The organism is Rhodococcus sp. ACT016 (genome assembly GCF_050477185.1).
Classification (GTDB): Bacteria; Actinomycetota; Actinomycetes; order Mycobacteriales; family Mycobacteriaceae; genus Prescottella.
The window spans coordinates 1,500,682-1,522,565 of the sequence record NZ_JBEAET010000001.1 but is presented as its reverse complement, the minus strand read 5'-3'; the positions used below and the strand labels follow the sequence as shown (position 1 = coordinate 1,522,565).

Annotated in this window: 18 protein-coding genes and 3 rRNA genes; 4 read left to right on the top strand and 17 right to left on the bottom strand. The window is 64.0% G+C overall.

All coding sequences use genetic code 11. From position 1 onward, the window contains the following. Positions 1-57 precede the first annotated feature (57 nt). On the top strand, positions 58-537 hold the full coding sequence (gene mce, locus ACQ5DX_RS07020) for a methylmalonyl-CoA epimerase (protein ID WP_430331945.1): 480 nt from the start codon (positions 58-60) through the stop codon (positions 535-537). 98 nt (positions 538-635) lie between these two features. After that, positions 636-1,565, top strand: a complete 930-nt coding sequence (locus tag ACQ5DX_RS07015) for a hypothetical protein (protein WP_430331944.1) — start codon at positions 636-638, stop codon at positions 1,563-1,565. On the opposite strand, the gene ACQ5DX_RS07010 is transcribed toward ACQ5DX_RS07015, so the two are convergent. Together ACQ5DX_RS07010 and nucS are read right to left on the bottom strand one after the other, a co-directional pair. After that, on the bottom strand, positions 1,562-1,882 hold the full coding sequence (locus ACQ5DX_RS07010; RefSeq protein ID WP_430331943.1) for an ATP/GTP-binding protein: 321 nt from the start codon (positions 1,880-1,882) through the stop codon (positions 1,562-1,564). The two genes, ACQ5DX_RS07015 and ACQ5DX_RS07010, sit on opposite strands and share 4 nt — an antisense overlap. Positions 1,883-1,935: 53 nt before the next feature. Beyond that, on the bottom strand, positions 1,936-2,625 hold the full coding sequence (nucS, locus tag ACQ5DX_RS07005) for an endonuclease NucS (RefSeq protein WP_430331942.1): 690 nt from the start codon (positions 2,623-2,625) through the stop codon (positions 1,936-1,938). Between the two features lie 43 nt (positions 2,626-2,668). On the opposite strand from nucS, the gene ACQ5DX_RS07000 reads away from it, so the two are divergent. Continuing rightward, positions 2,669-4,231, top strand: coding sequence for an adenylate/guanylate cyclase domain-containing protein (locus ACQ5DX_RS07000; protein ID WP_430331941.1), 1,563 nt, complete (start codon positions 2,669-2,671; stop codon positions 4,229-4,231). A gap of 225 nt (positions 4,232-4,456) precedes the next feature. On the opposite strand, the gene rrf is transcribed toward ACQ5DX_RS07000, so the two are convergent. From rrf to murA, 4 genes are all read right to left on the bottom strand, one after another. After that, positions 4,457-4,573, bottom strand: a 5S ribosomal RNA gene (rrf, locus tag ACQ5DX_RS06995). Positions 4,574-4,704: 131 nt separating this feature from the next. Continuing rightward, positions 4,705-7,834 (bottom strand): 23S ribosomal RNA (locus ACQ5DX_RS06990). 325 nt (positions 7,835-8,159) lie between these two features. Continuing rightward, positions 8,160-9,678, bottom strand: a 16S ribosomal RNA gene (locus ACQ5DX_RS06985). Together the 16S, 23S and 5S rRNA genes form the textbook arrangement of a ribosomal RNA operon. A 558-nt stretch (positions 9,679-10,236) precedes the next feature. Then, positions 10,237-11,493 (bottom strand): UDP-N-acetylglucosamine 1-carboxyvinyltransferase, encoded by a 1,257-nt coding sequence (gene murA / locus ACQ5DX_RS06980; protein ID WP_430331940.1) that lies wholly within the window; start codon positions 11,491-11,493, stop codon positions 10,237-10,239. Between the two features lie 55 nt (positions 11,494-11,548). On the opposite strand from murA, the gene ACQ5DX_RS06975 reads away from it, so the two are divergent. Then, complete coding sequence (locus tag ACQ5DX_RS06975; RefSeq protein ID WP_430331939.1) at positions 11,549-12,127, top strand: cob(I)yrinic acid a,c-diamide adenosyltransferase; 579 nt, start codon at positions 11,549-11,551, stop codon at positions 12,125-12,127. 81 nt (positions 12,128-12,208) lie between these two features. Here ACQ5DX_RS06975 and ACQ5DX_RS06970 read toward each other — a convergent pair whose 3' ends face one another. The 11 genes from ACQ5DX_RS06970 to ACQ5DX_RS06920 form a co-directional block, all read right to left on the bottom strand. Beyond that, on the bottom strand, positions 12,209-12,631 hold the full coding sequence (locus ACQ5DX_RS06970; RefSeq protein WP_430335568.1) for a DUF2550 domain-containing protein: 423 nt from the start codon (positions 12,629-12,631) through the stop codon (positions 12,209-12,211). A 48-nt stretch (positions 12,632-12,679) separates the two neighbouring features. Then, a complete protein-coding gene (locus ACQ5DX_RS06965) occupies positions 12,680-13,048 on the bottom strand; it encodes a F0F1 ATP synthase subunit epsilon (RefSeq protein ID WP_430331938.1) in 369 nt (122 codons plus the stop codon). Between the two features lie 6 nt (positions 13,049-13,054). Further along, on the bottom strand, positions 13,055-14,503 hold the full coding sequence (gene atpD / locus ACQ5DX_RS06960) for a F0F1 ATP synthase subunit beta (protein WP_430331937.1): 1,449 nt from the start codon (positions 14,501-14,503) through the stop codon (positions 13,055-13,057). 3 nt (positions 14,504-14,506) lie between these two features. Beyond that, positions 14,507-15,487, bottom strand: coding sequence for a F0F1 ATP synthase subunit gamma (locus ACQ5DX_RS06955; RefSeq protein WP_430331936.1), 981 nt, complete (start codon positions 15,485-15,487; stop codon positions 14,507-14,509). Positions 15,488-15,535: 48 nt separating this feature from the next. Then, positions 15,536-17,179, bottom strand: coding sequence for a F0F1 ATP synthase subunit alpha (gene atpA, locus ACQ5DX_RS06950; protein WP_430331935.1), 1,644 nt, complete (start codon positions 17,177-17,179; stop codon positions 15,536-15,538). A gap of 61 nt (positions 17,180-17,240) precedes the next feature. After that, entirely contained in the window at positions 17,241-18,065 is an 825-nt protein-coding gene (locus ACQ5DX_RS06945) for a F0F1 ATP synthase subunit delta (RefSeq protein WP_430331934.1), read from the bottom strand. 5 nt (positions 18,066-18,070) lie between these two features. Next, positions 18,071-18,631 carry a F0F1 ATP synthase subunit B gene (locus tag ACQ5DX_RS06940; protein WP_430331933.1) on the bottom strand — a complete coding sequence of 187 codons (561 nt, stop codon included), beginning with the start codon at positions 18,629-18,631 and terminating at the stop codon, positions 18,071-18,073. A gap of 9 nt (positions 18,632-18,640) precedes the next feature. Continuing rightward, positions 18,641-18,892, bottom strand: a complete 252-nt coding sequence (locus ACQ5DX_RS06935; RefSeq protein ID WP_430331932.1) for an ATP synthase F0 subunit C — start codon at positions 18,890-18,892, stop codon at positions 18,641-18,643. 70 nt (positions 18,893-18,962) lie between these two features. Then, a complete protein-coding gene (gene atpB / locus ACQ5DX_RS06930) occupies positions 18,963-19,742 on the bottom strand; it encodes a F0F1 ATP synthase subunit A (RefSeq protein ID WP_430331931.1) in 780 nt (259 codons plus the stop codon). Between the two features lie 390 nt (positions 19,743-20,132). Further along, complete coding sequence (locus ACQ5DX_RS06925; RefSeq protein ID WP_430335567.1) at positions 20,133-20,597, bottom strand: hypothetical protein; 465 nt, start codon at positions 20,595-20,597, stop codon at positions 20,133-20,135. Between the two features lie 51 nt (positions 20,598-20,648). Beyond that, positions 20,649-21,827 carry a glycosyltransferase family 4 protein gene (locus ACQ5DX_RS06920; protein WP_430331930.1) on the bottom strand — a complete coding sequence of 393 codons (1,179 nt, stop codon included), beginning with the start codon at positions 21,825-21,827 and terminating at the stop codon, positions 20,649-20,651. Between the last annotated feature and the right edge of the window lie 57 nt (positions 21,828-21,884).

The window sequence follows — 21,884 nt, the reverse complement described above, 5'->3', positions numbered from 1 at the left end:
GGCTGTGTGCCGCGACCCGGCGCGAACACTTCAAACGGTAGCGCTACCGTCTGATACATGACATCTTCGTCCCCCACCCCCGCCGCGAGCGGACTGTCCTCGCAGCTCGTGACCGCGATCGACCACGTCGGTATCGCTGTGCCGGATCTCGACGCCGCCATCGCGTGGTACGCCCAGCACCTCGGCATGGTCTCCACCCACGAGGAGGTCAACGAGGAGCAGGGTGTCCGCGAAGCCATGCTCTCCGTCGTTGGCTCGCCCGCGGGCGCTCCCGCGATCCAGCTGCTCGCCCCGCTGAACGAGAACTCCACGATCGCGAAGTTCATCGACCGCAGCGGCCCCGGCCTGCAGCAGCTCGCGTACCGCGTGACCGACATCGAGGCGATCAGCACCCAGCTCCGCGCCGACGGCGTCCGCCTCCTGTACGACGCACCGCGTCGTGGCACCGCGAACTCGCGCATCAACTTCATCCACCCGAAGGACGCGGGCGGCGTCCTCGTCGAGCTCGTCGAGCCCGCGGCCGACGGCGGTCACTGACCCCGATCTTTCGACGTCGGCACGAAGTGGGGTCGATGTGACGACATCGGCCCCACTCGGCAGGCGCACCGTCTCTTGCCGCCGGTAGATTGGCAGCCATGGCCTACGATCACGACCGCGGCATGCCGTTCACCATCGTCCGCAAGGGATACGACAAGGACGAGGTGCGGCGCTACTTCGCGCGTTTCGACGCCGAACTCCGCCTCACCGCCACCGATCGTGACGCGGCAGCCGCACAGGCCCGCGAACTGGCCAATCAGCTCGAGGACGCGCGCGACGAGGTCGACGAACTGCGCCGCGACGTCGACCGCCTCTCGGTCCCTCCCACCACCGCGGAGGGCATGAGCGAACGGATCTCCCGCATGCTCCGCCTCGCGTCCGACGAGGCTTCCGAGGTCCGGGCGAAGGCCGAAGCCGATGCGGCAGAGATGGTCTCGGTGGCCGAGCAGGAGAGTGAACGTCTCCGCAGCCAGTACGAGTCGAAGGTGACCGCGATCGAGGAACGCCGGGCCGCACTCGAACGCGAGCACGAGCAGACGATGGAGAGCGCGCGCGCCGAGGCTGCCCGGATCGTCGAGGCTGCCAAGGCCGAACGTGACCGTCTGACGGCCGAGGGCGAGGCCAAGCGCGGCCAGGTCCAGCAGGACTTCGAGATCACGATGGCCGACCGACGGGCGAAGAGCCTCGCCGAGATCGAGGACCGCGAGACCGCCAGTACGGCCGAGGCCCACCGTCGGGTCGCCGAGGCCAGCCAGGAAGCGCAGCGCCGGCTCCAGGCGGCTACCGAACAGTCCGAGCGCAAGATCGCGCACGCCAAGGAGCTCGCGGAGGAACTGCGCGTGCTGCGCAGCCGCATCCTGGCCCAGCTCCTCGGCATTCGCGGACAGCTCGATTCCGTGCCTGCCATGCTCGCCTCCGTCAATCGGGAGGCAGAACTTCTCGACAACAACGAACCTGCGGAATCGGCGAGCGAGAACGGCGGCTCCCCCGCGCCCGCGAACGACGCAAAGGCTCCCGCGAAGAGCTAGGACCAGCGGCGCGTCAAGCCGCGTGTGTGACGTCCCGACCAGCAGCCGGTGTGCCAGTGCCGACGATCGTCCGCGCCGCCGGGATCCGACGGCCAGGCCACCACGTGTGCGACGCCGGGACGCACGTCCTGGTCGCATCCCGGGCAACGGTACGTCTTGGTCGCACGGGCACCCGGCACCTGGCGAACCAAGTACCGCTCCCCGTCGTAGCCGGCAGGCCCGGATTCCTCACGGGCCAGGGCATTTCCGAACAGACTGCCGCCCACCGCCGGCTCGGTGCGACGGTGCGACTTGCGGGACTGGTTACGACGCGGCACCACATCAGTCTAGGGCGGGTTCGTTCCGACGACCGCGTCGCCGGCATCTGTGCTCAGAAGAGACGGAACTCGGTGCTCTCGGTGCCGCGCAGGGCCTCGTAATCGAGGATCAGACACCGGATTCCGCGATCCGTCGCGAGGGTCTTCGCCTGCGGCTTGATCTGCTGGGCCGCAAACACACCTGTCACCGGCGCGAGCAGAGGATCGCGGTTGAGCAGTTCCAGGTAGCGCGTGAGCTGTTCGACACCGTCGATCTCTCCACGTCGCTTGATCTCGACCGCGACCGTCGCGCCGTCCGCGTTGCGGCACAACAGATCCACCGGGCCGATCGCCGTCATGTACTCCCGGCGGATGAGCGTGTACCCGTCGCCGAGCGTTTCGACGTGCTCGGCCAGCAGCTCCTGCAGGTGTGCTTCGACGCCGTCCTTCACCAGACCCGGGTCGATGCCGAGCTCGTGACTCGAGTCGTGCTCGATCTCCTCGATCGTGATCCGCAGTTCCTCGCCGGCCTTGTTGGTGACGACCCACAGCTGCTGTTCGGAGCCGTCCGGACCCTCGCCGTCGGTCGTTTCCGACAGCCAGCACGGCGGACTCATCCAGTTCAGCGGCTTGTAGGCCCGATCGTCCGCATGAATGCTCACCGAACCGTCCGCCTTGATCAGGAGGAGTCGACGTGCCATCGGCAGGTGGGAGGTCAGTCGACCGACGTAGTCGACACGGCAACGAGCAATGACAAGACGCACTCGCCCACCCTAGTGGATGGATTCGGACTAGTCTCGAACGACCATGGACCCGCGCCGATCCGCCGACCGCCCCCTCGGTTCCCGCCTTCTCGGAACCTCCACGGAGACACCACGTCACCGGCGGATCCGGGTCCAGACTCTGCTCACCACTTCACTGGTGGGCGCCAATCTGATCGGTGCCGCGGTCGTCGCGGTGCTGGTGACATACGTCGTCCCCGGGCCGGAAATGCTCGACAGCGAGTTCCGGTTCCTCAACTTCGTGTTCGTCCCTGTCTATCTGGCGATCGCGTTGCTCGTCGGGACGATCAAGGGGACGAGGCGTGCGTTACACAGCCTGCAGTGGATCGTGCAGGACCGCACCCCCACCGAGCGCGAAAGGCTCACCGCGCTCACCATGCCGTGGCGGCTGACCCGAATGCAGATCGGGCAGTGGACGATTGCGCTGGTCATCCTGACCACTGCCTACGGCCTCGTCAACCCGCAAACGCTACCGAAGGTCGGATTCACCATCGCATTCGGCGGCGTCACAGTTTGCGCGTTCAGCCACGTGTTCAGTGAGTTCGCGCTACGACCGGCCGCCGCCCGCGCCCTGGAGACGGGCATTCGCCCCGATGTCCGTCTGGGGGGCGTCGTCGGGCGCACGTTGCTCGCGTGGATCCTCGGCACCGGCGTTCCGGTGGCCGGCCTGATTCTCGTCGCGGCGTACAGCTCCGTCAGCAAGGACACCTCACCCACCCAGCTGACGATCTCGATCTTCGGCCTGGGAGCCATCACACTCGTTTTCGGGCTGTTGCTGATCCTCCTCAACGCACGCGCCACGGTCGCGCCGATCCGATCCGTCAAGGCGGGAATGAGCCGGATCGAGGACGGGCATCTCGACACCGAGATCGTCGTCTACGACGGCACTGAACTCGGCGAACTCCAGTCCGGGTTCAACCGGATGGCCGACGGACTCCGCGAGCGCGAACGCATCCGCGACCTCTTCGGCCGACATGTCGGCCACGACGTCGCCGAGGCCGCCCTCGTCACCCCGCCCACTCTCGGCGGCGAGGAGCGCGAGGTCGCCGTCTTCTTCGTCGATCTGGTCGGATCCACCGAACTCGCCGCCACCTGCCCTCCCGGGGAGGTCGTCCACCTTCTCAACCGATTCTTCGAGGTGGTCGTCGACGAGGTCGACCACCACGGCGGATTCGTGAACAAGTTCGAGGGCGATGCCGCTCTCGCAATCTTCGGGGCGCCACGCGATTTGGACGACGCACCGGGCAGCGCATTGGCGGCCGCCCGTGCGATCCGACGACGGCTGCCTATCGAGGTACCCGAATGCCGCGCCGCGATCGGTGTGGCCGCCGGGACGGCTGTCGCCGGCAACGTCGGCGCGCGAGAACGCTTCGAGTACACCGTGATCGGTGATCCGGTGAACGAGGCCGCGCGCCTGTCCGAGCTCGCCAAGTCCGATCCCGACGCGCTGCTGGCGTCGTCGGTCACTGTCGAGCTGGCCAAGCCGTGCGAAGCGCAGAACTGGAGCACCGGCGGTCTTGTCGTCTTGCGCGGCCGGCCCACACCGACGCGGCTCGCACACGCAATCGACGGACCGTTCCCCGCCTGACAACACCGGGCGCTCCCCCGCAAGCCGGACCATCGACTGATTCCGACCTGTGTGCGGTTGCTAGGTGGCCGCGGTCGACGGGCACACGTCCTATCGCTGCCGAGAGACGCTCACCGCACCCGTGGGGAACACCGAGGATTTCGGTCGACGCCGATCTTTCGCCGGCGGATATGCGGAAACGCCGAAGGCCCCCACCATTGCTGGTGGGGGCCTTCGGGAAAGGATGTTCGGCGGTGTCCTACTCTCCCACACCCTGTCGAGTGCAGTACCATCGGCGCTGGAGGGCTTAGCTTCCGGGTTCGGAATGGGACCGGGCGTTTCCCCTCCGCTATGGCCGCCGTAACTCTATGAAACTGTCACACATTCAATTCCCCCGCCCGAACCACCCGCCGGCCACGAAGGCTTCGGGGTGTTGGGGGTGAATGGTATCTGTGTGTTGTTTCAGATACCGCACAGTGGACGCGTAGCTTCTTTGTGGTAAGTCCTCGGCCTATTAGTACCAGTCACCTCCATCCGTTACCGGACTTCCAGTTCTGGCCTATCAACCCGGTGGTCTGCCGGGGGCCTTACCCCCTCGAGGGGGTGAGAAACCTCATCTTGGAACAGGCTTCCCGCTTAGATGCTTTCAGCGGTTATCCCTTCCGAACGTAGCTAACCAGCAGTGCTCCTGGCGGAACAACTGGCACACCAGAGGTTCGTCCGTCCCGGTCCTCTCGTACTAGGGACAGCCTTCCTCAAGTTTCTAACGCGCGCGGCGGATAGAGACCGAACTGTCTCACGACGTTCTAAACCCAGCTCGCGTGCCGCTTTAATGGGCGAACAGCCCAACCCTTGGGACCTACTCCAGCCCCAGGATGCGACGAGCCGACATCGAGGTGCCAAACCATCCCGTCGATATGGACTCTTGGGGAAGATCAGCCTGTTATCCCCGGGGTACCTTTTATCCGTTGAGCGACACCGCTTCCACTTGCCGGTGCCGGATCACTAGTCCCGACTTTCGTCCCTGCTCGACCTGTCAGTCTCACAGTCAAGCTCCCTTGTGCACTTGCACTCGACACCTGATTGCCAACCAGGCTGAGGGAACCTTTGGGCGCCTCCGTTACATTTTGGGAGGCAACCGCCCCAGTTAAACTACCCACCAGGCACTGTCCCTGAACCAGATCATGGTCCGAGGTTAGATGTCCAATACGATCAGAGTGGTATTTCAACAACGACTCCACACACACTGGCGTGCATGCTTCACAGTCTCCCACCTATCCTACACAAACCGAACCGAACACCAATACCAAGCTATAGTGAAGGTCCCGGGGTCTTTTCGTCCTGCCGCGCGTAACGAGCATCTTTACTCGTAATGCAATTTCGCCGAGTCTGTGGTTGAGACAGCAGAGAAGTCGTTACGCCATTCGTGCAGGTCGGAACTTACCCGACAAGGAATTTCGCTACCTTAGGATGGTTATAGTTACCACCGCCGTTTACTGGGGCTTAAATTCTCAGCTTCGCCATTACTGGCTAACCGGTCCTCTTAACCTTCCAGCACCGGGCAGGCGTCAGTCCGTATACATCGTCTTACGACTTCGCACGGACCTGTGTTTTTAGTAAACAGTCGCTTCTCTCTGGTCTCTGCGGCCCCCACCAGCTCACGGAGCAAGTCCGATCACCAGCAGAGGCCCCCCTTCTCCCGAAGTTACGGGGGCATTTTGCCGAGTTCCTTAACCACAGTTATCTCGATCGCCTTAGTATTCTCTACCTGACCACCTGTGTCGGTTTGGGGTACGGGCCGTGTGAAAGCTCGCTAGAGGCTTTTCTCGGCAGCATAGGATCACTGAATTCGCCTCAATCGGCTACGCATCACGTCTCAGGCTACATGTGACCCGGATTTGCCTAGGTCACGCCCTACACGCTTACACCAGTATTACCACTGACTGGCTCAGCTACCTTCCTGCGTCACCCCATCGCTTGGCTACTACCAGATCGGTTCACGCGCATCCACCACCGGAGAACCCGAAGGTTCGAAGATGGCTTCAGGGCGCTTAGCATCACTGATTCACCAGGGGCGCGTTCACACGGGTACGGGAATATCAACCCGTTGTCCATCGACTACGCCTGTCGGCCTCGCCTTAGGTCCCGACTCACCCTGGGCGGATTAACCTGGCCCAGGAACCCTTGGTCATTCGGCGGACGAGTTTCTCACTCGTCTTTCGCTACTCATGCCTGCATTCTCACTCGTGCAGCCTCCACACCTGGATCACTCCGGCGCTTCCATGGCTGCACGACGCTCCCCTACCCATCCACACCACTGCCGGACGATCCGTAAACCATCCGGGGTGTTATGTGAATGCCGCGGCTTCGGCGGTGTACTTGAGCCCCGCTACATTGTCGGCGCAGGATCACTTGACCAGTGAGCTATTACGCACTCTTTCAAGGGTGGCTGCTTCTAAGCCAACCTCCTGGTTGTCTTCGCGACCCCACATCCTTTTCCACTTAGTACACGCTTAGGGGCCTTAGCCGGCGATCTGGGCTGTTTCCCTCTCGACTACGAAGCTTATCCCCCGCAGTCTCACTGCCGCGCTCTCACACTCTGGCATTCGGAGTTTGGCTGACGTCAGTAACCTTGTGGGGCCCATCGGCCATCCAGTAGCTCTACCTCCAGAGTGAAACACGCGACGCTGCACCTAAATGCATTTCGGGGAGAACCAGCTATCACGGAGTTTGATTGGCCTTTCACCCCTACCCACAGCTCATCCCCTCAGTTTTCAACCTAAGTGGGTTCGGGCCTCCACGACGTCTTACCGTCGCTTCACCCTGGCCATGGGTAGATCACTCCGCTTCGGGTCTAGAACATGCCACTGAAAACGCCCTATTCGGACTCGCTTTCGCTACGGCTACCCCACACGGGTTAACCTCGCGACATGCCGCTAACTCGCAGGCTCATTCTTCAAAAGGCACGCCATCACCCCCCACCCGAAGGTGCGAAGGCTCTGACGGATTGTAAGCGCACGGTTTCAGGTACTATTTCACTCCCCTCCCGGGGTACTTTTCATCTTTCCCTCACGGTACTAGTCCGCTATCGGTCACCAGGGAGTATTCAGGCTTATCGGGTGGTCCCGACAGATTCACAGCAGATTTCACGGGCCCGCTGCTACTCGGGTGTCCGTCACGACAGTCACCATGTTTTCGTCTACGGGACTCTCACCCTCTACGACAGGCCGTTCCAGACCACTTCGACTAACACGATGATTTCTTACTGTCGGCCAATCCGGCAGAATTGACAAGACGGATCCCACAACCCCACGAATGCAACGCCCGCCGGCTATCACACACCCATGGTTTAGCCTCTTCCGCTTTCGCTCGCCACTACTCACGGAATCACATGTTGTTTTCTCTTCCTGTGGGTACTGAGATGTTTCACTTCCCCACGTTCCCTCCACACGCCCTATATATTCAGGCGCGGGTAACCACACATCACTGTGGCTGGGTTTCCCCATTCGGAAATCCTCGGATCTCAGCTCGGTTGACAGCTCCCCGAGGCTTATCGCAGCCTCCTACGTCCTTCATCGGCTCCTGGTGCCAAGACATCCACCGTACGCTCTTAAACACTTACAACAAAGATGCTCGCGTCCACTGTGCAGTTCTCAAACAACACACAACCAGGAAACATGATGCAGACACCAAACCAGAGCCTCAGCCCCGCGGTATGACCTGCGTTTCCCGCTTGTCGTTTCTTCCTTGAAAGATCACTCGCGTGTTCTCTCAGGACCCAACAGTATGCCGATATATCACCCACCAGCCGGCACTCGGGCCCGCTGATCCGTGGATGAGCTTGTCAGTGTTCCACCCATGAGCACCACCGGATTACGTGTGAATCCGAAGTGGCTCTGCCCTCACACGCTCCCCGACTGTTCGGGGTGTGTGGGGAGATGCTCCTTAGAAAGGAGGTGATCCAGCCGCACCTTCCGGTACGGCTACCTTGTTACGACTTCGTCCCAATCGCCGATCCCACCTTCGACGGCTCCCTCCACAAGGGTTAGGCCACCGGCTTCGGGTGTTACCGACTTTCATGACGTGACGGGCGGTGTGTACAAGGCCCGGGAACGTATTCACCGCAGCGTTGCTGATCTGCGATTACTAGCGACTCCGACTTCACGGGGTCGAGTTGCAGACCCCGATCCGAACTGAGACCGGCTTTAAGGGATTCGCTCCACCTCACGGTATCGCAGCCCTCTGTACCGGCCATTGTAGCATGTGTGAAGCCCTGGACATAAGGGGCATGATGACTTGACGTCGTCCCCACCTTCCTCCGAGTTGACCCCGGCAGTCTCCTGCGAGTCCCCGCCATTACGCGCTGGCAACACAGGACAAGGGTTGCGCTCGTTGCGGGACTTAACCCAACATCTCACGACACGAGCTGACGACAGCCATGCACCACCTGTATACCGACCACAAGGGGGGCCGTATCTCTACGGCTTTCCGGTATATGTCAAACCCAGGTAAGGTTCTTCGCGTTGCATCGAATTAATCCACATGCTCCGCCGCTTGTGCGGGCCCCCGTCAATTCCTTTGAGTTTTAGCCTTGCGGCCGTACTCCCCAGGCGGGGCGCTTAATGCGTTAGCTACGGCACGGATCCCGTGGAAGGAAACCCACACCTAGCGCCCACCGTTTACGGCGTGGACTACCAGGGTATCTAATCCTGTTCGCTACCCACGCTTTCGCTCCTCAGCGTCAGTTACTGCCCAGAGACCCGCCTTCGCCACCGGTGTTCCTCCTGATATCTGCGCATTTCACCGCTACACCAGGAATTCCAGTCTCCCCTGCAGTACTCAAGTCTGCCCGTATCGCCTGCAAGCCCGCAGTTGAGCTGCGGGTTTTCACAGACGACGCGACAAACCGCCTACGAGCTCTTTACGCCCAGTAATTCCGGACAACGCTCGCACCCTACGTATTACCGCGGCTGCTGGCACGTAGTTGGCCGGTGCTTCTTCTGCAGGTACCGTCACTTTCGCTTCGTCCCTGCTGAAAGAGGTTTACAACCCGAAGGCCGTCATCCCTCACGCGGCGTCGCTGCATCAGGCTTTCGCCCATTGTGCAATATTCCCCACTGCTGCCTCCCGTAGGAGTCTGGGCCGTGTCTCAGTCCCAGTGTGGCCGGTCGCCCTCTCAGGCCGGCTACCCGTCGTCGCCTTGGTAGGCCATTACCCCACCAACAAGCTGATAGGCCGCGGGCCCATCCTGCACCAGTAAACCTTTCCACCCCCAACCATGCGATCGGAGGTCATATCCGGTATTAGACCCAGTTTCCCAGGCTTATCCCAGAGTGCAGGGCAGATCACCCACGTGTTACTCACCCGTTCGCCGCTCGTGTACCCCCGAAAGGGCCTTACCGCTCGACTTGCATGTGTTAAGCACGCCGCCAGCGTTCGTCCTGAGCCAGGATCAAACTCTCCGTTGAAGACTCTAGATTGGCCGGCGAACCGGCAATCAGCCATAGACATCGAGTCAAATCACTAGCGTAAAAACTCAAACTAGCTTGCACTGACCGCCCCAGACGGAAGAATGAGACGATCAGCAAATACCCACCCCATCGAAAATGATGGCGTGGAGTACCAAATAATTTGGCACTGACATTCATCGACACACTGTTGAGTTCTCAAAGAACACGCGCACACCATCACTCGAAACTTTGCAGTTCCTCGTTCCGGGGCAACCGTTCCAGCTTAACCCTCACCGGCATCGGATGCAAATCCGAACCCCGGAGGGAGTTTCAGCAGATTCGCCAGGCGCTCCCCGTACAACCTCGTTTTCCCTCGCTGACCTGTGAAGATCGCGTCCGGGTCGGTGTCCGTGTCGCTCTGACCTGGAATAAGTTACGCGAGTGTTTACGGGGCGTCAAACTGCCTGGTCGGACGTTCGTCCGGGTTTGTTTCCGCAGGTCGGGCGGCTCGGTACATCGCAGATTCGGGAATTTCACGATTTGTGACGCCGAGCACAGCGCATTTCGCTGCGCCTTCTACCCCGTGACACGACGGATGTCGCCACCCAGATCCGAGAGGTCTTCGACGAACCGCGGGTATCCCCGATCGATGTGGTAGACGTCGTGAACCTCGGTGACGCCGTCGGCGACCAGGCCGGCAAGCACGAGTCCCGCGCCTGCGCGGATGTCGGAGGACCACACAGGTGCGCTCGACAGTTGAGGCACCCCGCGCACAACCGCGTGGTGACCATCGGTACGGGCGTCCGCGCCGAGTCGAATCATCTCCTCGACGAACCGGAAGCGTGCCTCGAAGACGTTCTCGGTGATCATCGACGTGCCTTCCGCAATCGCGGCGAGGCCGATCGCCATCGGCTGCAGGTCCGTGGGGAACCCGGGAAAAGGAAGCGTCGCGAAGTTGACTGCTTGCGGACGATCGGCCTGCACGACACGGAAGCCATCCGCCTCCAGGCTGATCTGGGATCCCGCTGCGCGGAGCTTGTCGAGGACGAGCGTCAGGTGCTTGGGGTTGACGCCGCGCACGAACACATCGCCGCGGGTCATGGCGGCAGCGATGCCCCACGTCGCGGCCACGATCCGATCGCCGATCACGCGGTGCGCCGTCGGCTGCAGTCGATCGACGCCCCGAATGGTGAGCGTCGTCGAGCCGGCGCCACTGATCTTCGCGCCCATCCGCGTCAGCATGTTGCAGAGATCGACGATCTCCGGCTCCCGCGCCGCGTTGTCGATGACCGTCTCCCCCTTGGCGAGAACCGCAGCCATCAGGATGTTCTCGGTCGCACCCACCGACGGGAAGGCCAACCGGATGTTGGCGCCGTGCAGGTCGTCCGCCTCGGCGACGACACAACCGTGCTCGATCTCGCTGTGCGCACCCAAGAGCCGCAGACCCGACTGGTGCATGTCCAGCGGCCTCGACCCGATCGCATCGCCGCCGGGGAGCGCGACGACCGCCTTCCGGCAACGCGCCACGAGCGGGCCGAGAACACAGACCGACGCGCGGAACTGCCGAACCGCTGCGAAGTCGGCGTGGTACTTCGGTTGCGCCGGCGTCGTGATCGTCGCGACGTCACCTTCGAGGACCACCTCGCACCCGAGACCGCGCAGGACGTCGGCCATCAGCGGCACGTCGAGGATGTCCGGGCAATTGCTGATGACGGTCGTGCCCTCGGCCAGCAATGTCGCGGCCATAAGCTTCAGGACGCTGTTCTTCGCCCCACCCACTGGCACCTCACCGACGAGTCGGTTTCCACCAGTGACAAGAAAGCGTTCACTCACAGTCGCACAGCCTAGCCAGGGCTACCGCCCGTCCGCTGAGCGGTACCGTTACCCCATGGCTGTGCATTTGACGCGGATCTATACCCGGACCGGCGACGACGGAACCACCGGGCTGAGCGATTTCTCCCGAGTGTCCAAGAACGATCCCCGGCTCGTGGCCTACGCGGACTGCGACGAAACGAACGCGAGCATCGGTGTGGCGCTGGCATTGGGCGCGCCGCCAGAGGAGATCGTCGAGGTGCTGCGCCAGATCCAGAACGACCTTTTCGATGCCGGCGCCGACCTGTCCACGCCGATCGTCGCCGAGCCCAAGTACCCGCCGCTTCGTGTCACCCAGACCTACATCGACCGGGTCGAGGGATGGTGCGACACGTTCAACGAGCGCCTCGAGCCGCTGCACTCGTTCATCCTTCCGGGCGGCACTCCCCTGGGTGCCCTGCTGCACTCCGCCCGCACCGTCGCGCGTCGTGCCGAGCGGTCGGCCTGGGCTGCGGTCGAGGCCAGCCCGGACGACACGAGCGTCCTTCCGGCCAAGTACCTCAACCGACTCTCCGACCTGCTGTTCATCGTCAGCCGTCTCGCGAACCCGGGCGGCGACGTGCTCTGGAAGCCCGGCGCCGGCGGCGACGCCTAGAACCCGACAAACGACGAAAGGGAGGCCTGATGGCCTCCCTTTTTCACATCGGGTCGTCGTCTCCGACCCGTCGGCGCTGATTCAGGCCGGACGTCCACGCATCGAACGTCCCGACGGCCTGGACTCCACCCACGACAGGAATGCGGTCAGCGCGCCCCGGTCGAGTGCGATCTCGTACGTGCGATCACCGTCGGCGACCTCGAGGATCACGATCTCGTCCGTCATGATGTCGTACTCGTTGCCGACCGGACCGCGCCGGGCACCGATCTCGATGCCCTGCCGGCTCATCCGAGTATCCGGACCCGGACGCAGGCTCGACAACTTGTAGAAGACGAGGGATTCCTCGCCGTACCGCACGACGCCGTGCCGCCATCCGCTGCCACCGGGCGCGGGCGTGATCCGCAGGATCGCGGCTGTTCCACCGCGACGCAGAACCGTCAGTCGATAGACGAAAGCCGCGACGAAGGCGGCGAGCAGGACGACCAGAATGATGAGAGCTACCATCCCGATCGTCACTGCTCGTCGGCTCCGTCGCGGCTCGTCGTGACTTGACTAGGCGCGCTCGACCGCACGCAGCTGCCCCTTGGCGACCGCAATCGCCTCGAGGTCATCCGTGGTCTCGGCGAGGACGGCCCGGGCCGCTTCCACGTCGATGTCCTGCGCCATGTCGGCCGACTCGGCGAGGATCGTCACCGTGGTGGCGGTCACCGAGAGGAAACCACCGTGCACGGCCGCGACCACACGCTCACCGTCGACGGTCGTGATCGAAACCACGCCGCCCTCGACGAGCTGGCCGAGGACCGGCTCGTGTCCGGGCATGACACCGATCTCGCCCTCGGTTGTCTGGGCGCTGACCAGCTTCGCCGATCCCGACCAGAGTCGCTGCTCGACGGCAACGAGTTCAACGGTCATCTCAGCCATGTCGGTCTACTTCCCGGCGATCTTCTTGGCAGCGGCCTCGACGTCGTCGAGTCCACCGCAGCTGTTGAACGCCTGCTCCGGCAGGTGGTCGAACTCGCCCTTGCAGACGCGGTCGAACGCCTCGATGGTGTCGCGCAGCGGCACGACCGAGCCGGGCTCACCCGTGAACTTCTCGGCGACGATGAAGTTCTGGCCGAGGAACTTCTGCAGACGACGGGCGCGGCCGACGAGGACCTTGTCCTCTTCCTGCAGCTCGTCCATACCGAGGATGGCGATGATGTCCTGCAGCTCCTTGTACTTCTGCAGGATCCGCTTGACCTCGTTCGCGACGCGGAAGTGCTCGGCACCGACGATGCCGGGCTCCAGGATGCGCGAGGTCGACGTCAGCGGGTCCACAGCCGGGTAGATACCCATCTGCGAAATCGGACGCGAGAGCTCGGTGGTCGCATCGAGGTGCGCGAAGGTGGTGGCCGGCGCCGGGTCGGTGTAGTCGTCGGCGGGGACGTAGATCGCCTGCAGCGAGGTGATCGAACGGCCACGGGTCGAGGTGATGCGCTCCTGGAGCTCACCCATCTCGTCGGCCAGCGTCGGCTGGTAACCCACGGCCGAAGGCATACGACCCAGCAGGGTCGAAACCTCGGAACCGGCCTGGGTGAACCGGAAGATGTTGTCGATGAACAGCAGGACGTCCTGGCCCTGGACATCGCGGAAGTACTCCGCCATGGTCAGCGCGGACAGGGCGACGCGCATACGCGTTCCCGGCGGCTCGTCCATCTGGCCGAAGACAAGGGCGGTGTCCTGGAGGACGCCCATCTCTTCCATTTCGAGGTGGAGGTCGGTGCCCTCACGGGTGCGCTCACCGACGCCTGCGAACACCGAGGTTCCGGAGAACTCGCGGGCGATACGGGTGATCATCTCCTGGATCAGAACGGTCTTGCCGACGCCGGCGCCACCGAACAGACCGATCTTGCCGCCCTTGACGTACGGGGTCAGCAGGTCGATGACCTTGATGCCGGTCTCGAGGATCTCGGTCTTGCCCTCGAGCTGATCGAAGGCCGGGGGCTTGCGGTGGATGCCCCACTGCTCGCCGTCGCGACCGGTACCCGGAGCGTCGAGGCAGTCACCGAGGGCGTTGAACACGTGGCCCTTCACGACGTCACCGACGGGAACCGAGATCGGCTTGCCCGTGTCGGACACCGCAGCGCCGCGGACCAGGCCGTCGGTCGGCTGCATCGAGATGGTGCGCACCAGGTTGTCACCCAGGTGCTGCGCAACCTCGAGGGTCAGCGTCTTCGCCACGGACGGGAGGGTGACCTCCGAGTGCAGGGCGTTGAACAGGTCGGGAACATGGCCGCGCGGGAACTCAACGTCCACAACGGGACCGATGACCCGCACGACCCGGCCGGACGTGGTGCCCGCGCCGTTCGCGTTGGTTTGGGTTACTGCTGCGGTCATGTGCTAGTCACTTCCTGCGCTCGAGGCCAGCGCATTCGCGCCACCGACGATCTCGCTGATTTCCTGGGTGATCTGGGCCTGGCGAGCCTGGTTTGCCTGACGGCTCAGGGTGTTCACCAGTTCGTTCGCATTATCCGTCGCGGCCTTCATGGCGGTACGACGGGCGGCAGACTCCGAGGCGGCGGAGTCCAGCAGAGCGGAGTAGATACGCGTGCTGACGTACTTCGGGAGCAGCGCCGACAGCAGCGTGCCGGCCTCCGGCTCGAAGTTGTAGACAGCGGTCGGACCCGAGTTGCCGTCGTGCTGGCCGTTGGACAGCATGTCCTCGCCCAGCTCGATGTGATCGTCGGTGTAGTCCACCTCGAGCGGGGCCATCCGCCGGACTTCCGGCTTCTGGGTCAGCATCGAGACGAAACGCGTGTAGACGATGTGAAGCTCGTCGACGCCTTCGATCGTGCCTTCCCCGTTCGGGGCCTCGACCTCCGCACCGGACCCGGCCATGAACAGCTCGACCAGGTGGCGGCTCGCCTTCGCGGCATCCGCGTAGCCGGGCTCCTGAGAGAAGCCGGTCCACGCTCCGCCGATGTTGCGCCCACGGAACGTGTAGTAGCCGAGGCCCTTGGAACCGAGCACGTAGATCACAGGCTCCTTGCCCTCGGAGCGCAGCAGCTGGAACAGCTCCTCCGCCTCCTTGAGAGCGTTGGAGTTGTAACCACCGCACATACCGCGGTCACTGGTGACGACCAGGACAGCGGCACGCTTCGGGTTCGCGCGCTCGTTGAGCAGCGGGTGGTCGAGCGACGCCGAGGCACTGGCCAGCTCGGTGAGCACCTTGGTGATCTCTTCGGCGTACGGCTTGGAAGCCGCCACACGGGCCTGCGCCTTGGTGATGCGCGAGGTCGCGATCAGTTCCTGCGCCTTCGTGATCTTCTTGGTCGAGTTGACCGACTTGATGCGAGAACGCAGTTCGCGGATGCTTGCCATCGATCGATCACTCTCCCTTCGGGTGACGCTGAGTCATGGGAACCACGCTCACTTGCTGACAGTGGTGCGCTTGACGGTGACCTTCTCCTGGCCGACCTCGGAAGCGTCGAGGGCTTCCGCCTCGGCCTCGTTCACGACACGGCTGCCGTCCGAAGCCAGGAAGCCAGCCTTGAACTTCTCGGTGGCGGCGGTCAGGGTCGCGATCGAAGCGTCGTCCAGGGCCTTGCCGCCCTTGATCGCCTCGTACACGCTGCCCGCGTTGCGGTGCAGGTCCTCGAGCAGCTCGGCCTCGAAGCGACGGACATCGCCGACGGGAACCGAGTCGAACACGCCTTCGCCGGCGAGGTAGATCGAGACGATCTGGTCCTCGACCGCGATCGGCGAGTACTGGTCCTGCTTGAGCAGCTCGACCAGGCGCTGGCCGCGCTCGAGCTGAGCCTTCGAAGCGGCGTCCAGGTCCGAGGCGAAGGCCGAGAAGGCCTCGAGCTCACGGAACTGAGCCAGCTCCAGACGCAGCGAACCGGAGACCTTCTTCATGCCCTTGGTCTGCGCGGCGCCACCGACTCGGGAAACCGAGATACCGACGTTGATCGCCGGGCGGATGCCCTTGTTGAACAGGTCGGACTCGAGGAAGACCTGGCCGTCGGTGATGGAGATGACGTTGGTCGGGATGTACGCCGAGACGTCGTTGGCCTTGGTCTCGATGATCGGCAGGGCCGTCAGCGAACCGCCACCGAGCTCGTCGGACAGCTTGGCCGAACGCTCCAGCAGACGCGAGTGCAGGTAGAAGACGTCACCCGGGTAGGCCTCACGTCCCGGCGGACGACGCAGCAGCAGCGAGATGGCGCGGTACGCCTCGGCCTGCTTGGTCAGGTCGTCGAACACGATGAGGACGTGCTTGCCCTGGTACATCCAGTGCTGGCCGATGGCCGAACCGGTGTACGGGGCGAGCCACTTGAAGCCGGCGGAGTCCGAAGCCGGGGCGGCGACGATGGTGGTGTACTCCATCGCGCCCTGCTCCTCGAGCGCCTGCTTGACGCCGGCGATGGTGGAGCCCTTCTGGCCGATCGCGACGTAGATGCAGCGGACCTGCTGCTTCGGGTCGCCGGTCGCCCAGTTCGCCTTCTGGTTCAGGATGGCGTCGACGCAGACCGCGGTCTTGCCGGTCTTACGGTCGCCGATGACGAGCTGACGCTGACCGCGACCGATCGGGGTCATGGCGTCGATGGCCTTGATACCGGTCTGCAGCGGCTCCTCGACGGGCTGACGCTCCAGCACCGTGGCGGCCTGCAGCTCGAGCGCGCGGGTCTCGGTGGTCTCGATGTCGCCGAGGCCGTCGATCGGACGACCCAGCGGGTCGACGACGCGACCCAGGTAGCCGTCACCGACCGGCACCGACAGAACGTCGCCGGTCCGCTTGACTTCCTGGCCCTCTTCGATGTGCTCGTAGTCACCCAGGACGACGGCACCGATCTCGGTCGCGTCCAGGTTCAGGGCCACACCGAGCACGCCGCCCGGGAACTCCAGCAGCTCGTTGGCCATCGCCGACGGCAGGCCGGTGATGTGAGCGATGCCGTCGCTGGTGTCGGACACCACGCCGACCTCCTCGCGGGAGGCCTCCGGTGAGTAGCTCGCGGTGTAGTTCTCGATCGCGCTACGGATCTCGTCGGAGGAGATCGTCAGCTCCGCCATGTTTTTCCTGCTCTCGGTATCTGGTCTTCGAAAAGATCGGGAGTATGTGTTCGGTCGTCGGCTACTTGAAGGTCTTCCGCAGGGCAGCGAGGCGACCGGCCGCGCTCCCGTCGATGACCTCGTGGCCCACCCGGACGACCATGCCGCTGAGGAGGGCCGGTTCGACCTCCACGTGCACGGTGACGGGCTTGCCGTAGGTGCGGGTCAGCGTCGCCGCGAGCCGCTCGACCTGCTCGCTCGACAATGCGGAGGCGCTGCGCACGTGCGCAACGGCCTTGTCGCGCTGAGCCGCGGCCAGGGCCGAAAGCTCGTCGAACGCGTCCGCGGGAGCGGTGCGCAGGCGACCCACGGCCTGGATGGCGAGGGCTTCCGTGATCGCGGTGACCTTGCCGTACAGCAGCTTCGACAGCAGCTCGCGCTTGCCGGCGACGGGCGTCGAACGATCCGAAAGGACCTGCTCCAGCTGCGGATTTCCGGCAACGACGCGACCAAGGCGGAACAGCTCGTCCTCGACCGCGTCGCTCTGGTTCTGGTCGGCCGCGGCCCGAAGCAGGGACTCACGTCCGAGCGTGACCAGGGAGTTCAGCAGGTCTGCAGCGGACGACCAGTCCTGGCCCCCGGCGGCCTCGAGGGCTGCCAGCGCCTCGGCGCCGACCTTCCCCGAGAACACCTGGCGGGCCAGGGCCTGGCGACCAGCAGCAGGCGTGGACGCGTCGGCCAGAGCACTCCGGAGAGTGCGCTGGCCGTCGAGAACCTCGACCACCGAGAACAGCTCGGATCCAGCCTGCGCCGCGGCCGCGGTGGCCGCGCCGGGGGAAACGGAATCCAACGCCGCGGTGAGCGCAGCACGGGTCTGCGTCAGGGCTTCACGGCTCGCTGCGTACATGGTGCTCACTTTCCTGCTGCGGAATCGGCGCTGACTGCGTCCAGCTCGTTGAGGAAGCGATCGACCGTTCCGGCGCGCTTGACGTCGTCGGCGAGCGACTCTCCGATGACCTTCTCGGCCAGGTCGACCGCGGTCTTGCCGAGGTCGGCCCGCAGTTCGGTCACGATCTGCTGACGCTGTGCGACCAGCTGGCTGTGACCTGCGGCGACGATGCGGTCGCTCTCCTCCTGGGCCTGCGCCTTCATCTCAGCGATGATCTGCTGCCCCTGAGTACGAGCTTCCTCGCGAATCTGGGCGGCCTCCGTCCGGGCCTCCGCGAGCTGGGCGTGGTACTGCTCCAGCGCGGCCTTGGCCTCGGCCTGAGCCTCTTCGGCACGCTTGATGCCGCCGTCGATCTGCTCGGTGCGCTCGGCGAGAACCTTCTGGAACATCGGAAGAACAAGCTTCCAGAAGACGAACCCGACGACCACCAGGGCAACGATCGACCACACGATGTCATACGTCGCGGGCAGGAGGGGGTTGTGTTCCTCCCCCTCGGCCGCGAGCAATGCGATGGTGGTTGACATGGCGTGTTCTTAGAAGATGAAGCCGGCGACGAGACCGATCAGCGCCAGGGCCTCGGTGAACGCGATACCGAGGAACATCGTAGTACGCACCTGGCCGGCCATCTCGGGCTGACGGACCATGCCCTCGATCGCCTTACCGACGACGATACCGATGCCGACACCGGGGCCGATGGCTGCGAGGCCGTAGCCGACTGCGCCGAGACCCTTGAACTTGGTCTCTTCCTGCGCGAGGACCTCAACTGCCTGAAGCGCAACGCTCATTTGGTGTTCCGTTCCCTTTCTGTTGCCCATCGCCGGTCGGCGGATGGGGCAGGTCTAACGATGTGAGTGGTCAGTGCGAGTCGGCGTGAAGAGCCAGGTCGATGTACACCGCGGTGAGCAGTGCGAACACGTATGCCTGCAAGCCGATCACCAGCAGTTCGAAGAAGGTCATGGCGACACCGGCGAGGATCGACGGCACACCGAAGATCGCCTGGAACCCTCCGGAGGTGAAGAAGAAGTACTGCGTGGCGCCGAAGAACAGCACGAGCAGGATGTGTCCGGCCAGCATGTTGGCCATGAGTCGGACCATCAGGGTGAACGGCCGGAGCACGAAGGTCGAGAGGAACTCGATCGGGATCAGCAGCACATGCAGCGCCGGCGGGACGCCCGGGACGACGATGCTCGACCTCACGTACTTGAAGAATCCGTGCTTCTTGATGCCCACGTAGTTGAACGTGATGTAGGCCAGGGCGGCCAGCACGAGAGGCATGCCGATCTTCGCGTTCGGCGAGATGTTCAGGAACGGCGTCACGGAAGCGATGTTGCTGGCCAGCACGATGAAGAAGATCGTCGTGATGACCGGCAGGAAGCGCTTGCCCTGCTCCTTGCCGAGGATGTCCTCGGCGATGTGGATGCGAACGAAATCGAGCGCGTACTCGGCGACATTCTGGACACCGCGCGGAACGATCTTCGGGCTACGCATCGCGATGATGAAGAACAGTGCCACCAGACCCGACATCAGCAGACGGATCAGCATCAGGCGGTCGAGCTCGAAGGGGGTGCCCTCGAACAGCACTGCGGGGGGGTAGAAATCATCGAGTGACGGCGGATGATATTCACCCGCGGCCATGAAGGTGACGCTCAGCGGTCTCTCCCGTAGTCGGCCGCAGGCATCGCTGTCTGCGGTTCGATCGGACATTGACGATCTAACAAGTCGACCAGGTCGGCTCGCGTATTCGTCAGCAGCTGGAGACTCGGGCGAACCGGTCCTGGCGTCTGTCGGTGTCGGCGACTGTCGTCGACTCGGCAACTCGAGGGCGGTATCACCCGAATCCGAAATCCGGGCAACTCCGACAACCTGGGCTGCCTGCAAGCGCTAGCCACGCGCCGGGTTTTCTGGACTTTCCCGTCGTCAGCGCACTTGCTTGGACCAGAGACTATCAAGACATCTACGACGTTGTGTAGATGGGGTCCCCTTGAACTCTGGAACACGTTTCAAAAAACCTCCGGGCGGACCCTGTCAGGCGGCGTCCGGCTTCCCGTCCGAGTCGTTCGGCGTCACGTACGGCACCCGCGTCTGCAGCACGCCGTAGGTCTCCGCGCCCAACACGATGACGAGCGACAGGACGATCACGATCACCATCGCCTGGCGGTTGTAGAAGTCCATCGGGTCGAGGATCGCCAGGACCGCGATGGCGAGGATCATCTTGAGCAGCCAACTGCCGAGCAGAACCGCGCCCGCGGTGACTGCCGGCAGCTTGGCGGTCAGCAGCACGGCCAATACCGTGCACAGGATGAATCCGCCGCCGACCGCGGCGCCGAGCAGCGCACCCCACAGTCCGGAGACACCGGCGAACAGGCTCGCGACGATCGCACCGACAACGGCGAGGGCGAGCAATGCGAGGGCTCCGTAGCGGAGTCCACGACGGAGTGCGGCGGTGGGATCGGAGGAATACGGCTCTGGCGTCGAAGTCACGGAACCCAGGTTAGAGGAACTCCGATAGAGGACATCCGCCCGTGCCCGCGCGCACGCTTTCTACCGGCGGCGATCCTGCTGCAGTCCCCGCCACGACGGCACGGCCGTCACCACGAGTGCGAACACCAACCCCGCCGCGACCAGCAGCACCACCACGCGCCGGTCGATGAGCGACGAGCCGACGGCGCCGAATGCGAGCACCCCGACCCACAAGTAGATCAACAGGACCACGCGCCGGTGCGAGTGACCGATCTGCATCAGCCGGTGATGCAGGTGCATCTTGTCGGGACTGAACGGACTCACGCCGGCCCGAGTCCGCCGGACGATCGCGAGCAACAGATCGAGGATCGGGATGAACATGACCGCCCCGACCAGCAGGAGCGGGGTAAGCAGACCGACCAGATCGCGGGACCCGTACGCGTTCAAGCTGATCCGGCCGGAAGCACTCGTCGACACCGCGGCCAGGGTCAGCCCGATCAGCATCGAACCCGAGTCGCCCATGAAGATCCGGGCAGGCTGGAAGTTGTGCGGGAGGAAGCCCAGACACGCGCCGGCGAGCGCCGCGGCGATCATCGCCGGCGGGTACGCGCTCACGTCGCCACCCTGGTCGTGCAGCAGCCCCACCGAGAATGCGCAGATCGCGAGGGACGCGATGAGCCCGAGCCCCGCCGCCAGTCCGTCGAGGCCGTCGACGAAGTTCATCGCGTTGATCATCACGACCGCCACCGCGACCGTGACGAGCCCGGCCTGGAGTTGGTCGAGGATCACCGTCGTGTCGCCGAAGGGTTGGTAGATGATGTACCAACTGACCCCCATGACCGCGAGGATGCCGGCCGCGGTTACCTGGCCGACGAACTTGGTGAGCGCGTCCAGGCCCCAGCGATCGTCGATCACACCCACGAGCACGATCACGAATCCGGCCACCAGCACCGCGCTGATGTCGGAGGTGAACTCGAACCCTCGGGTCAGCGCAGGAAGTTGCTGAGCGAAGAGCAGCGCGACGAGCATGCCGACATACATCCCGACACCGCCCAGTCGCGGCGTGGGCTGGACGTGCACGTCACGGTCGCGCGGCACCGCAACAGCCCCGAAGCGGAGGGCGACCAGGCGGACGGCACCGGTCCCGAGGAACGTCACGACGGCCGCCGTGAACAGCACCAGCAGTAGTTCACGCAGCGGGACACCCGCCCCGTTTCCGCCCTGGGCGAGCGCCAGCACCGCCGTATCCGCAGAACTCACCTCGACGACGCTACCGGCACACCTGCCCGCGGACGGGACCTACGGGCGACGCGTCCG

Bases quoted from the DNA above. Each gene is read 5' to 3' on its own strand.
- mce (WP_430331945.1), top strand. From the start codon at position 58: ATGACATCTTCGTCCCCCACCCCCGCCGCGAGCGGACTGTCCTCGCAG.
- ACQ5DX_RS07015 (WP_430331944.1), top strand. From the start codon at position 636: ATGGCCTACGATCACGACCGCGGCATGCCGTTCACCATCGTCCGCAAG.
- ACQ5DX_RS07000 (WP_430331941.1), top strand. From the start codon at position 2,669: ATGGACCCGCGCCGATCCGCCGACCGCCCCCTCGGTTCCCGCCTTCTC.
- ACQ5DX_RS06975 (WP_430331939.1), top strand. From the start codon at position 11,549: ATGGCTGTGCATTTGACGCGGATCTATACCCGGACCGGCGACGACGGA.
- ACQ5DX_RS06970 (WP_430335568.1), bottom strand. From the start codon at position 12,631: ATGGTAGCTCTCATCATTCTGGTCGTCCTGCTCGCCGCCTTCGTCGCG.
- ACQ5DX_RS06965 (WP_430331938.1), bottom strand. From the start codon at position 13,048: ATGGCTGAGATGACCGTTGAACTCGTTGCCGTCGAGCAGCGACTCTGG.
- atpD (WP_430331937.1), bottom strand. From the start codon at position 14,503: ATGACCGCAGCAGTAACCCAAACCAACGCGAACGGCGCGGGCACCACG.
- ACQ5DX_RS06955 (WP_430331936.1), bottom strand. From the start codon at position 15,487: ATGGCAAGCATCCGCGAACTGCGTTCTCGCATCAAGTCGGTCAACTCG.
- atpA (WP_430331935.1), bottom strand. From the start codon at position 17,179: ATGGCGGAGCTGACGATCTCCTCCGACGAGATCCGTAGCGCGATCGAG.
- ACQ5DX_RS06945 (WP_430331934.1), bottom strand. From the start codon at position 18,065: ATGTACGCAGCGAGCCGTGAAGCCCTGACGCAGACCCGTGCTGCGCTC.
- ACQ5DX_RS06940 (WP_430331933.1), bottom strand. From the start codon at position 18,631: ATGTCAACCACCATCGCATTGCTCGCGGCCGAGGGGGAGGAACACAAC.
- ACQ5DX_RS06935 (WP_430331932.1), bottom strand. From the start codon at position 18,892: ATGAGCGTTGCGCTTCAGGCAGTTGAGGTCCTCGCGCAGGAAGAGACC.
- atpB (WP_430331931.1), bottom strand. From the start codon at position 19,742: ATGGCCGCGGGTGAATATCATCCGCCGTCACTCGATGATTTCTACCCC.